Here is a 12,686-nt window from a genome sequence, read left to right as displayed (position 1 = left end):
ATGCCCTAGCGCAATTCCGTAACGTAGGTCGGCAGTTGCCAGTGGCGCTGACCGGCGCCCAGGCAGTGCCGGCCGACGAAGGTTGCCGCCAGCACCAGGCGGGCTCCATCCCACGCCCAATGCCGGTCTGTCCCGCAGCGGTCCGTAGCGCTTGCAAGGCCTTCTTCAAGGAACACGGCGTGCGGGTAGAGCGGGAACAGCGTGGATGCGGTGATCGGCACGGGCGCAAAGGGCGTTCGGTCGCGGATCACCCAGCTGCCGGCTGGCCGGATGTAGCGGCCGGTCGTGCAGTTCAACATCGCCAGCACATGCGTTGCATCGATCCGCTCGATGCGCAGGTAGCGGGAAGAGGCTGCAGCGCAACCCGCGCCGGCCTCGGCGCGCGGTAGCAGCGCTTGCAGTAGATCGGCACGTTCGGCCAGCGCGGCATCCTCGTCGTGGGCTTCAACCAGCAGCGGTGGCGGCACCAGGCGAGGTGCCACCCGTGCGGCCGGCACCTGCGATTCCGGCCGCAAACCCTTGCCCACCAACGCCCCTGGGGTGTGCAAGCGGCCCTGTGCCTCGTCCATCTTCAGCAGCAGTGCGGCATTACCGCTCTCTGCCAGTGGCCATGCCTGGCCCGCCGTGTCGGTCATCCTGACCGGCCGCCCGCGCACCAGTGCATCCAGCAGCGCCTGCGCATGTGGTGGTGCCAGAGCCAGGCCGGCCTCAAGCGCATCCACCGGGCCGATATCACCCAGGTCCGCGCCATCCACATGCAGCCGTAGCCGGCCCTCTGGATGCACCCGCGGGCTGCGGGGCGCGCCGTCACTGCCATCAGCCAGCGACAATCGCGCCGTCACGGGGGTGTCTGGTCCAGCGGCACGCTCGATGAGCACGCCCAGCATCAACGCGGCCGGTGGGCCGAACGCCACCATCCGGCAGGTGCCTGTGTTATCGCATGCCAGGTGTCCGTTCTGTTCAAGGAACGTGAACTGCGCGGGCGTGCCGGCGAAGCTGACAGGTGCCAGCATCAGTGACGCCAGCGCCAGTAGAGGAAATCGAAGCGTAGTCATGTTCCAGGTTTCCGGGTCAGCGGACCGTGCTGACAAGCGTCGGCAGCGTCCAGTGCCCGCCCGCCACGCCACGACACAGACCGGTACTGAACGCACTGCTTGGCTGGAATCTGCGGCCATCCCAGGCCCAGTCCCAGCCGGAAACGCAATCGCCGATGCCGCGGCCCTTGTAGCGCGCGTACAACGTGCGATCGGAGCGCGAGAAGCCTTCTGCCTCCAGCGTGACCGTCTCAGGTGCGAACGGCGGCTGATCGCGCGCGATCCAGAAGCCATTGCTGTAGTTGTACGCGCCCATCTGGCACAACGCCTGCACCAGCACGTGGTGGTCGTCCAACCGCTCGATCACCATTTCCGGTGTTCCCTTGTACTCGATCAGGCGCGGACAGTCGTCGTTGTCGCCGAGCGTGGCAATCAGCGCGTCGCGCAGCGCTTCGCTGCTGCCCAGCCCGCTATCGCCGGGGCGGCCGGCCGCCAGCACACCGCGCACGATCACCGGCTTGGCCACTGCGGCGGGCACGCTCGCTTCGGCACGCGTGCCGCGGCGTACCAGCGCACCGGGCGTGCCCACGCGCCCTTGGACCTCGTCCATTTTCAGCAGCACCGCGGCGGCACCACGATCGGAAATCGGCCAGCGCGTGCCCCTGCTGTCGATCACCTCGATACGGGCCTGGCCGGGCAGGGCGGCCAGCAGGCCTTCTACCTGCGCCGGCCGCAGCATCACTGCCTCGTCGGCCCCGGTGTCCTGCACTGGGCCCAGATCACGGCCGTTCACGTGCAGGCGCATTGAACCTTCAGGCACTGCACTTTCGCCATCCTCACCGACCCGCAGCCGCGCCTTCACTGCCGTGCCGGGGCCGCCGGCGCGTTCCAGCATCAGGCCCAGCAGGCTGTCCGCCTTTTCAGGGCTGTAGCCGGCTGCACGGCAGGTGCCGGTGTTGTCGCAGGCCAGGAACCAGTCGTGGTGTACGAACTCGATACCGGGGGTTGGCGGCGTGTTTGCGGCCTGGGAAGCAAGTGGCAGCAGGAGGCTGGCAAGCAGTACGGACAGCAGGCGGTACATGGCGAATTCCGTTTCAGAAGCGAACAAGCATGGGCGATCGCCACGCCTGCGCCAAGCCCGGAAGAGCCTGGTGAGCCGAGCGGGGTATCATGCGCGGGTCTTCCGCAACCCGGCGATGCCGATGTCCCTTGCCGCCGATGCTGCGCTGCCGTCTTCCGATACCCCGATGATCCGCCGTCGCGATGCAGTCGCGCCCGATAGCTGGCCGGAGGGCACGTTGCCACTGTTGGCACGCCTGTACGCCGCACGCGGTGCGCAGACGCCGGAGCTGGCCCTGCCCAAGCTCGGCAACCTGCATGCGCCGGAACTGCTGACCGGCATCGACGCGGCAGTGGACCTGCTGGTGCAAGCCATCGCCGCCGACAAGCGCATCCTGGTAGTCGGCGATTTCGACTGCGACGGCGCCACCGCCTGCGCGGTTGGTGTGCGTGGGCTGCGCATGCTGGGCGCGCAACATGTCTTCCACGCAGTGCCCAACCGCATGGTGCACGGCTATGGTCTGTCGCCGTCTCTGGTGGACGAGCTGGCTGCGCTGCAGCCGGATCTGCTGGTCACCGTCGACCACGGCATTGCCTGCCATGCCGGCGTGACCGCGGCCAAGGCGCGTGGCTGGCAGGTGCTGGTGACCGATCACCATCTGCCCGGTCCACAGCTGCCACCGGCCGATGTCATCGTCGACCCCAACCTCGACGGCGACGCCTTCCCCAGCAAGGCGCTGGCCGGTGTCGGCGTGATCTTCTACGTGCTGATGGCGCTGCGCCGGCAGATGCGCGAAGCGGGGGTATTTGCCGATGGCAAAGGGCCGGACCTGACCACGCTGCTGGACCTGGTGGCGGTGGGCACAGTGGCCGACCTGGTGGTGCTCGATGCCAACAATCGCGCCCTGGTCAGCGCGGGATTGCGCCGGCTGCGCAATGGCCAGGGCTGCGTCGGCCTGAAGGCACTGATCGAAGCCAGTGGTCGCGACGCCGCACGCCTGACCGCCACCGACATCGGCTTCGGGCTTGGCCCGCGCTTGAACGCGGCCGGTCGGTTGGAAGACATGGCATTGGGCATTGCCCTGTTGCTCACCGAAGATCCGCGGCAGGCCCGCGACATCGCGCAGACGCTGGAACAGATCAACGCCGAGCGGCGTGCGGTCCAGCAGTCGATGACCGATGACGCCGAACACGCGCTGTCGCGGGTGGTGCTCGATACCGCAGGGCAGCGCCCGGTGGCGGCCTGCCTGTTCGATGCTGATTGGCACCCCGGCGTGGTTGGCCTGGTTGCTTCAAAGATGAAGGATCGCCTGCATCGGCCGGTGATCGCGTTCGCTCCGGCCGAGCCGGGCGCCGACACCCTGCGCGGCTCGGCGCGTTCGATCCCCGGCCTGCATATCCGTGATGCGCTGGCGCTGGTCGATGCACGCCATCCCGGCTTGATCGAGCGCTTCGGCGGTCACGCGATGGCCGCCGGGTTGAGCATGCGTCTGGATCATCTGGCTGCCTTCGAAGCCGCGTTCGTCGCCACCGTGCTGGAGATGCTCGACCCGGCTGCACTGCAGCAGCAGGTGCTCAGCGACGGCGAACTGGCCGCGGACGAACTCGATCATCGCCATGCCGATGCGCTGCGTTTGGCGGGACCATGGGGGCAGGGCTTTCCCGAGCCGCTGTTCGATGGCCACTTCGAAGTGGCCAACTGGCGCGTGCTGAAGGAGCGTCATCTGAAGCTGGAACTGCGCCTGCCCGGCGTACCCGGCACGATCAACGCCATCCATTTCGGTGGCTGGCACGGCAATGCACCCGGCCGCCACGTGCATCTCGCCTACCGGCTCGCCTGCGATGACTATCGTGGCGGCGCCGCCATCCAGCTGATCGTCGAGCACTGCCTGCCGGCGTAGTCCATGCCGGGCATGGCCCGGCGCTACCGCTTCGGAAGGGTCAGCGTACGTCGGTCACCCGCGTCGGCAGTTCCCAGGTACCCCCGGGAACGCCGCGGCACAGGCCGCCACTGATCGCCGAGGTCGCGACGAAGCGGGTGCCATCCCACGTCCACGTTTCATCCGACACGCAGTCGGCCAGACCGCGGCCCTTGTGCGAGGCGACGATCTGTCCGTCGCCGTAGTCGATCGCGTCGCTGGTCACCCATTGCGGCTGGTAGGGCGCTTTCTCACCGATGACCCAGTAGCCATCACCGCTGTTGTAGGCCGCGCGCCAGCAGGGGACGTTGACCAGCAGATGCTTGGTGTCCAGGCGCTGGATCTGCAGTGGTGAATTGCTGATCGGAAGATCCGGGTCGGTGTCGAGCAGGCCTTCGCAGCTGGGTTCTTCCAGAGTGGCGCGCAGCGCCGCACGCAGCGCCGGCGAGGCGGCCAGCTTGGAAAACGCCGGGTCGTCCGGTGGCGTCGACAGCGTCGGTGCCTTGCGCACCACGGGTTTGGCAACGGCGGCAGGCACGCTGCTTTCGGCAGCGGCCCCCTTGCGCATCACCGCGCCCGGCGTGCCCACGCGGCCCTGGAACTCGTCGGTCTTCAACAGCACAGCCGCTGCGCCCTTGTCCGACAGCGGCCACGTGTGGCCGGCGGCATCGGCAACCGCGATGCCACCATCGCGCACCAGCGCGGACAGCACTGCGCTGGTCTGTGCCGCGCTGAGCACATGGACACGCGGCTCCGTGGCCGGCGCCAGCACACCGAGGTCACGCTGCTGGATGCGCAGGTGCAGCGCGCCCTTGGGCTGCGGCTGGTCATCGATCGGCTGCAACGACATCCGACCGCTGATGGCCTGATTGGGGCCGCCCGCCCGGGTCAGCAGCACGCTCAGGGTGCTGTCATCGCCACTGGCGTAGCCGGCCGCGCGGCACGTACGCGTGTTGTCGCAGGCCACGACCCAGTCGTGATGCTGGAAATAGAGGCCTGCAGGCGCATCGACGGCGCCGGCGGCCAACGGCCAGCACAGGGCCAGCAGGGTGGGAAGCAGGGGAGAACGCATGGGCATCCTTGCACGGGATCGGGAAGTCGCACATGGTGCGCGCAGGGGCAGCGAAGAACCAGCATCGAATCACGTTAACCCCGTCCTCCCGGTTGGTGCGTTCAAGCAGTCACGATCCCACTGGAGTCCTGTCATGGTCTTCGCCCGTTGCTGCACCGTACTGCTGTTGGCCCTGGCAAGCTGGCCGGCACTGCCCCAGGCGTCGCGGCGTCCGGCACCGCCGATGACGTCCACACCGCTGCTGATCGCGCCCGCCGCCGAACAGCCCGTGCAGCTGCGACATGCCCGCATCGAAGGCGAGGTCCAGGCCGGTATCGCCCAGACCCGTATCACCCTGGAGTTCCATAACCCCAACCAGCGCGTGCTGGAAGGTGAGCTGCAGTTCCCGCTGGCCGAGGGCCAGCAGATCACGGGGTTCGCCCTGGACATCAACGGCGAGTTGCGCGAGGCAGTACCGGTGCCCAAGGACCGCGGTCGTCAGGTGTTCGAGGAGATCGCCCGTCGTGGCGTCGACCCGGGCCTGCTGGAGCAGACCGCCGGCAACCAGTTCCGGCTGCGCGTGTATCCGCTGCCGGCCGGCGGCAGCCGCCGCGTGCAGTTGGTCGTACGCGAGCCGCTGGCATATGCCGGGCAGGGCTGGCGTTGGACACTGCCGCTGCAGTTCGTCGCCGGCGCCGCAGCCGTCGAACTGGACGTGCGGGCACCGAAGGGGGCTGAGGCAGGAAGCGCGCCGTTCCGCATCGCCGATGGCCGCCTGCACTGGCAAGGACGTGGCGCGCAGTTGCCGGCCCAGCTGCAATGGACGCTGCCGGCCGAGCGCAAGGCACAGGTGCAGGTTGCCCGCTGGCAGGACGGTCACTACCTGTTGGCGCAGCTGCCGGTGCCGACGTCGACCGCGCCGCGCCGTGTGCCGTCGGAAGTGGGGCTGCTGTGGGACGGTTCGGGTTCCGCAGGCCAGCGCGACCGCACCCGCGAGTTCGCGCTGCTGGATCGCTACTTTGCTGCGATGGGCGAGGGCAACGTCGCGCTGACCGTGCTGCGTGATCGCGCCGAGCCTGTGCGTCATTTCCGTATACGCAGCGGTGACTGGAGTGAACTGCGGCGCGCATTGATGGCGGTGCAGCCGGATGGCGCCAGTGCATTGGCGCAGTGGCAGCCGCAGCCCTCGGTGAAGGAGTACCTGATGGTCAGCGACGGCCTGCTGACTTATGGGCCGCAAGCACTGCCGGCGTTGGCCGCCGATCAGCGCCTGTTTGCGGTCAGTAGTGCCGGCGCACGCACCGATGCCACCCGCCTGCGCGGTTGGAGCGAGGCGCATGCTGGCAGTTTCGTGGCGCTCGGCAGCGATATCGATGCCGCTGCACGGGAGCTGCTGTCGATGCCGCTGGATGTCCAGATCGATGCCGGCCGTGGCGTGCAGGACGTGGTGGTCGACCGCCGCAGCCAGGCCCAGGGCTGGCTGTGGTTGCATGCGCGGTTGGCGGCCGAAGGTGTGCCGATGCGGGTGCGCATTGCCGGTGGGCAATGGCAGGCACTGCCGGAGAGCTCCACCAGCGCCGATGGCGATCTGCTGGCCGGCCTGTGGGCACAGGCACGCCTGCAGAAGTTGTCGACCGATCGGCGCGGCAATCGCGAGGCGATGCAGCGCCTGTCGCAGCAGTTCAGCCTGGTGGGCCCGGACACTTCACTGATCGTGCTGGAAACGCTGGACGACTACCTGCGCTACGCGATCCGCCCCGCAGGTGCCTTGCGCGCCCAGTACGACCAGCGCTTCGCACGCCAGGTTGCAGATCGCGATGCCGCCGACCGTCAGCGCCTGGACAAGGTGGTGACGCAGTGGCAGCAGCGCCAGCAATGGTGGAGCCGCCGTTGGCCGAAGGGCATGCGCGTGCAGGCGAAGGCGCTGGAAGTGGTCGGTCAGGACGCGTACGCGGCTGCCCCGGTGGCGATGCTCGCCGCGCCTCCTCCCGCGCCAGCGTCGATGGCCGTTGCCGCCGAGCAGCGGGCGGAGTCCAGCAGCGCGCGCGCCCGTCGATCGCCGCCGCGGCGGGCACCTGCGGGCCTGGAGGCCGCGATGGATGCCGTTGCCATCGAACCCACGGCGTCCAATGCACCGGCCGCCGCCAATGACGGTCAGCTGGGAATCCGGTTGGCCGCCTGGCAATCGGATTCGCCGGTTGCCCGCCGCCTGCGCCAGGGACCGTCGTCGCAACTGTACGACCGCTATCTGGCCGAGCGCGCTGCGAACGCCAACAGCAGTGCGTTCTTCCTCGACGTGGCCGACCTGTTGATCGAACAGGGCCAGCGCGATCTTGCCCTGCGCGTGCTGTCCAACCTGGCCGAGATGGAGCTGGACAACCGCCATCTGCTGCGCGTTCTCGGCTACCGCCTGCTGCAGGCCGATGCACCCACACTGGCGGTGCCGGTGTTCGAGCAGGTGCTGGCGATGGGCCAGGAAGAACCGCAGAGTTTCCGTGATCTGGGCCTGGCGCTGTCCGCAGCGGGCAAGCCGCAGCAGGCGCTGGCGCCGCTGTACCAGGTGGTCGTGCGGCCGTGGGATGGTCGTTTCGACGGCATTGCGCTGATCGCCCTGGATGAACTGACCAACCTGGTGGCCGGCAGCAAGCCGCGCCTGGATACCACCGGCATCGACCCGCGCCTGCTGCAGGCGATGCCACTGGACCTGCGCGTGGTGCTGGCCTGGGATGCCGACAACAGCGACATGGATCTGTGGGTCACCGACCCGAACGGCGAGCGTGCGTACTACGGCAACCGCCTGACCTACCAGGGTGGGCAGATGTCGCAGGACTTCACCGGTGGCTATGGTCCGGAACAGTTCTCGCTGCGCAACGCCAAGCCGGGCAAGTACAAGGTGGAGGCGAACTACTTCGGCAGCCGCCAGCAGCTGGTGACCGGTGCGACGACGCTGATGCTGCGCCTGACTACCCATTGGGGCACGCCGAAGCAGAAGGACCAGATGATCACGATGCGGCTGAAGGATCGTGCCGAGACGGTGCTGGTTGGCGAGTTCGAGGTGCGGTAGCGCCGGGCCATGCCCGGCGGCCGGCGCTGTGGTCCTGCGTGATGCTCACTGCGCCGTTGCGATCGGCACGCAACCCGAACAGCGGCCGCAGCCAGCGCACACGGCGCACCAGCAGTTCGTGGATCAGCAGGCAGCCGGCGACGGTGCCGACAATCACCAGCGCCGGCTCCAGCCACGCGCCCAGCTGCAAGGGCCGCAACCAGTACAGAAGCACGATCAGCACGGTCTGGTGCAGGATGTACCAGCTGAACACCGCCTCGCGGCAGTAGCCCAGGCCACGCCATGGCCGCGCTAGCAGGACCTGCGCCCATCCGAAGAGGGCCAGCAGGGAACACCAGGTGTACAGCGCTCGGCCAACGCGCTCGGTCTGCGCCCACGGCAGCGCCAGCACCCACTGCGGCAGATCGCCGAGGTCGGGCATCCGCCCCAACGCGCGGATGCCCAGTTCGACAGTCAGCCCGACAACGGCCAGCGCCAGGGTCAACCGCCGGCCGCGCACCAGCAGATCCCAGCCGCGCTGCCAGCGCGCGGCGAGGAAGCCGCCGAGGAACAGGGGCAGCGATTCGGCGTGCACGTACAGGTCATCGACCAGCGCATGGGTTGGCGGGTGGGCGGGCAGGATCACCAGCAGCGCCCACGCCAGCCACAGCACCGGCAGCAGCAGGCCCAGCGTGGCCACCCAGCGGTCGCCCGCAGGCAGGCCCGGCAGGCGGTGGTGCAGCGGCCGCACTACGCTGGCCAACACGATCGCCAGCAGCGTGTAAGGGATCAGATAGGCCAGGTACCACAGGTGGTTCCAGGTGAAGCCATAGGCGGCACCGGTGAAGCTGGCTCCCGGCCACGGCCGGAACTGCCAGTAGCGCCACAGGAATGCACCGAGCCCTGGCGTGACGTCGCCCTTGTCCACCGCTTCACAGTAGGCCTGCAGCGAAACGACCGCGACGATGCCGAACAACAGCGGCAACAACAGCTGCCCGCCGCGCCGCAACGCGAACCGCCAACGGCCCTGCGCGGGCAGGCACAGGCCCAGTGCAATGCCGGAGATGGCAAACAGCAGCGGCATGCGCCAACGATTCAGCGCGATCATCGGCCATTGCAGCCACTCCGCGGTGTGGATGCTCTTGAGGTGGAAGTCCCATCCGGCCACGTAGGCCATGGCCACGTGGTAGAGGATCAACAGCCCGAAGGCACCGATACGCAGGGTGTCGAGGTCGTGGCGGCGGGTCATGGCGGTATCCGTGTTGGCGTCCTGGCAGAGTGGAAGTCCTTGTGGGCTGTCGCCAGCAGCAAGGGGCGATTGGATGCCCGGCAGGGCCCAATGGCGGGGCGGAGGGACGAATGGCGTGGGTCAGTGGGGCTGTGGTTGGCGATAATCCAGTGATGGATGAGTACAACCAGCAGGACCCGGACATGCGTGGCGAATCGATGGGCAACGGCAGGCAAGGGCGGCAGGCAGCCGTTTTCTGGGTCGTACTGTTCCTGGGGACGGCGGCGGCCAATGTGCTGGCCAAGGCCATGATGGCGGCGCGCGATGGACTGCCCTCCCAATGGATGGCGGCCACGATTGACGAGTTCAGCAGTGCGCTGGTGTCGCTGCTGCTGCTGGCGGTGCTGATCCGCGCCGCGTCGCGCTGGCCGCTGCACACCGATACCTGGCGACAGCGCTTGGCGCCGTATCTGCTGGGCGCGGTTGCGTGGTGGCTGCTGCATGTGAGTGCGATGGTCCTGCTGCGCAAGGCCGCCCACGCCGTGCTTGGCAGCCACTACACCTTTGGGGACTGGCCGGCGCAATGGTTCTACGAGTTCTTCAAGGACATCCAGACCTATGCGCTGCTGGTCTCGGCAGTCCATGCCCTGGCCTGGTTCGGCCGCCGCCGCCAGGGTGAAGCGACCCTGCTGGCCGCCCCCGATGAGGGCCCGCCGGTCGAACCGGTCGATCGCCCCGACCATTTCCTGGTGCGCAAGCTGGGCAAGGAGTTCCTGGTGGCCACGGCCGACGTCGAGTACGCCCAGGCCGCCGGCAACTACGTGAACCTGCGGGTGCGCGGGCATGACTACCCGCTGCGGATCACCATGGCGGTGCTGGAGGCGCGGCTGGACCCGGTCCTGTTCCTACGCAGCCACCGCAGCTGGCTGGTCAACCGTGACCAGCTGCGCTCGATCGAGCCGCTGGACGGCGGCGAGGCCTTGCTGCACATGGCCGATGGGGCCAAGGTGCCCTGCAGCCGGCGCCAGCTGCCGTTGCTGCGCCAGGCCTTGGGCGGGTAGGGGCGTGGCAGGGCGGGACCGGCTTCTGCGCCGGTTCACCCCGGCCTGCGGTATCATTTGCAGTCATCTTTTGAATGCATAACCGCCGACATGATCGAACTGAATCCTGTCCGCCAGCGCATCGCCGATCTGACCGATCGCGTGTTGTCGCTCCGGGGGTATCTTTGACTACGACGCCAAGAAAGAGCGTCTTGAGGAAGTAACGCGGGAGCTGGAAAGCCCCGACGTCTGGAACAACGCCGAGTACGCCCAGAACCTGGGGCGCGAGCGCTCGACCTTGGAAAAGACCGTGGGCGGCATCGCCGCGGTGCTGGAAGGCCTGAGCGACGCCACCGAACTGCTGGAGCTGGCCGAGTCCGAGCAGGACGAGGACACCGCGCTGGCCGTGGTGGCCGACCTGGACAAGCACCAGGCGCACGTGGAGAAGCTGGAGTTCCAGCGCATGTTCTCCGGGCAGATGGACACCGCCCCGGCGTTCGTCGACATCCAGGCCGGCGCCGGTGGTACCGAAGCCCAGGACTGGGCCGAGATCCTGCTGCGCATGTACCTGCGCTGGTGTGAATCGCGTGGCTGGAAGACCGAGCTGATGGAAGTGTCCGGTGGCGACGTCGCGGGCATCAAGTCGGCCACGCTCCGCGTGGAAGGCGACTACGCCTACGGCTGGCTGAAGACCGAGACCGGCGTGCACCGCCTGGTGCGCAAGTCGCCGTTCGACTCGGACAACCGCCGCCATACCAGCTTCACCTCGGTGTTCGTGTCGCCGGAAGTGGACAACAACATCGAAATCGACATCAACCCGGCCGATCTGCGGACCGACGTGTACCGCTCGTCCGGTGCCGGTGGTCAGCACGTCAACAAGACCGAGTCGGCGGTGCGTATCACCCACATCCCGACCAACACGGTCGTGGCCTGCCAGACCGGCCGCAGCCAGCACCAGAACCGCGACAACGCGATGAAGATGCTGGCCGCCAAGCTCTACGAGCTGGAGATCCAGAAGCGCAACGCCGAGCGTGATGCGGTGGAAGCCACCAAGTCCGATATCGGCTGGGGCAGCCAGATCCGCAATTACGTGCTCGACCAGAGCCGTATCAAGGACCTGCGCACCGGCATCGAGCGTTCGGATACGCAGAAGGTGCTCGACGGTGACCTGGACGAGTTCGTCGAGGCCAGCCTGAAGGCCGGCCTGGCGGTTGGCTCCAAGCGCATCGATGCCTGATGCGTGCCCGGCGACAGCGGTACCGTCCGCTGCCCGGGCCATGCGTTGCGGGACGTCTTCGGCGTCCCGCAACGCCGTTGAAACCTGCAGGGCAGGGCGATGATGCGCAGTGAAGCCGAACGCAAGGAACTGGGAGGCTTTCTCAAGGCCTGCCGTGCGCGGGTCGACCCAGCAACGCTGGGGCTGCCAGCCGGCCGCCGACGCACGCCGGGCCTGAAGCGCGAGGAAGTCGCACTGGCGATCGGGGTCAGTGTCAGCTGGTACACCTGGATCGAGCAGGGCCGCGAAGTGCGCGCCTCGCCCGAGGTGCTGGAGCGCCTGGCGCAGGTACTGCGATTGAGCGACGACGAGCGCGCCTACGCGTTCGCGCTGTCCGGCTATGGCGTGCCGCTGGAATCGCCCGACGAGACGGTGACCGACGGCCTGCGCCAGCTGGTGGAGGCGATGCAGCCGATCCCCGCCTACGTGCGCAATACCCGATTCGACATCCTGGCCTGGAACCCGGCCATCGCCGATCTGTTTGTTGATTACGGTCAGCTGGCGCCGCACGAACGCAACACGCTGCGGCTGATGTTCCTGTATCCGCCTTACCGCACGTTGATCCTCAACTGGGAAGAAATGACCCGCGGGCTGCTGGCCAGCTTCCGCGCGGCGATGGCGCAGGCGCCGGACAAGGCGCCGTTCCTGGCACTGGCCGAGGACATCGGTGCGCACAGCGAGCAGTTCCGCCAGTGGTGGCCCGAGCACGATGTGCGTCGTTTCGACGAAGGTGCGAAAAAGCTGAACCATCCCACGCGCGGGCTGCTGGACCTGCAGTACGTGGCGCTGGTGCCGGAGAGCCGGCATGACCTGTCACTGGTGACCTACCTGCCGCGAAGGTAAGGGGTTGTTTGGCAGGGCTTGCAGCCCTGCACCTGCTGTAGTGCCGGCCGCTGGCCGGCAACCTCAACAGCAACAGCAACAGCGGGCTTTCCGTGGGGTGGCGGGGCGGTGTCGGAGTGCGGGGACGCCGCAAGTACGTCCGTGTAGGCTTGGCCGCGGCATCCATGCCGCGGACACCCCGCACTCCGACACC

At 68.0% G+C, this 12,686-nt stretch carries 9 protein-coding genes; 5 read left to right on the top strand and 4 right to left on the bottom strand.

Annotated elements, in window-relative coordinates; genetic code table 11:
* Positions 1-5 precede the first annotated feature (5 nt).
* Positions 6-1,127, bottom strand: a complete 1,122-nt coding sequence (locus M2299_RS18115) for a DUF1176 domain-containing protein (RefSeq protein WP_165780891.1) — start codon at positions 1,125-1,127, stop codon at positions 6-8.
* Positions 1,072-2,115, bottom strand: a complete 1,044-nt coding sequence (locus tag M2299_RS18110; RefSeq protein WP_154880226.1) for a DUF1176 domain-containing protein — start codon at positions 2,113-2,115, stop codon at positions 1,072-1,074. The genes M2299_RS18115 and M2299_RS18110 overlap by 56 nt, the downstream gene beginning before the upstream one ends.
* 121 nt (positions 2,116-2,236) lie before the next feature.
* Between M2299_RS18110 and recJ the strand changes: the two genes are divergently transcribed.
* Positions 2,237-3,994, top strand: a complete 1,758-nt coding sequence (gene recJ, locus M2299_RS18105; protein WP_280884789.1) for a single-stranded-DNA-specific exonuclease RecJ — start codon at positions 2,237-2,239, stop codon at positions 3,992-3,994.
* Between the two features lie 40 nt (positions 3,995-4,034).
* Here recJ and M2299_RS18100 read toward each other — a convergent pair whose 3' ends face one another.
* Positions 4,035-5,084, bottom strand: a complete 1,050-nt coding sequence (locus M2299_RS18100; RefSeq protein ID WP_280884788.1) for a DUF1176 domain-containing protein — start codon at positions 5,082-5,084, stop codon at positions 4,035-4,037.
* 133 nt (positions 5,085-5,217) lie between these two features.
* Between M2299_RS18100 and M2299_RS18095 the strand changes: the two genes are divergently transcribed.
* Positions 5,218-8,127 (top strand): VIT domain-containing protein, encoded by a 2,910-nt coding sequence (locus M2299_RS18095; protein ID WP_280884787.1) that lies wholly within the window; start codon positions 5,218-5,220, stop codon positions 8,125-8,127.
* Here M2299_RS18095 and M2299_RS18090 read toward each other — a convergent pair.
* A complete protein-coding gene (locus M2299_RS18090) occupies positions 8,066-9,355 on the bottom strand; it encodes an acyltransferase family protein (RefSeq protein WP_280884786.1) in 1,290 nt (429 codons plus the stop codon). The two genes, M2299_RS18095 and M2299_RS18090, sit on opposite strands and share 62 nt — an antisense overlap.
* Positions 9,356-9,552: 197 nt before the next feature.
* On the opposite strand from M2299_RS18090, the gene M2299_RS18085 reads away from it, so the two are divergent.
* The 3 genes from M2299_RS18085 (at position 9,553) to M2299_RS18075 (ending at position 12,493) form a co-directional block, all read left to right on the top strand.
* Positions 9,553-10,395: a LytTR family DNA-binding domain-containing protein gene (locus M2299_RS18085; RefSeq protein ID WP_223486317.1), complete on the top strand. Its 843-nt coding sequence runs from the start codon at positions 9,553-9,555 to the stop codon at positions 10,393-10,395.
* A gap of 90 nt (positions 10,396-10,485) precedes the next feature.
* Positions 10,486-11,611 (top strand): peptide chain release factor 2 gene (prfB, locus tag M2299_RS18080; RefSeq protein WP_099818762.1). Its coding sequence is split into 2 segments (ribosomal slippage): positions 10,486-10,560 and positions 10,562-11,611, totalling 1,125 coding nucleotides; the frame shifts between segments, so codons are not numbered across the junction.
* Between the two features lie 99 nt (positions 11,612-11,710).
* Entirely contained in the window at positions 11,711-12,493 is a 783-nt protein-coding gene (locus M2299_RS18075; RefSeq protein WP_025874707.1) for a helix-turn-helix transcriptional regulator, read from the top strand.
* Positions 12,494-12,686 lie beyond the last annotated feature (193 nt).

The organism is Stenotrophomonas sp. 1278, from assembly GCF_029892765.1.
Classification (GTDB): Bacteria; Pseudomonadota; Gammaproteobacteria; order Xanthomonadales; family Xanthomonadaceae; genus Stenotrophomonas; species Stenotrophomonas indicatrix.
The sequence above is the reverse complement of the archived record's forward strand: the minus strand, read 5'-3'. Positions and strand labels throughout refer to the sequence as shown.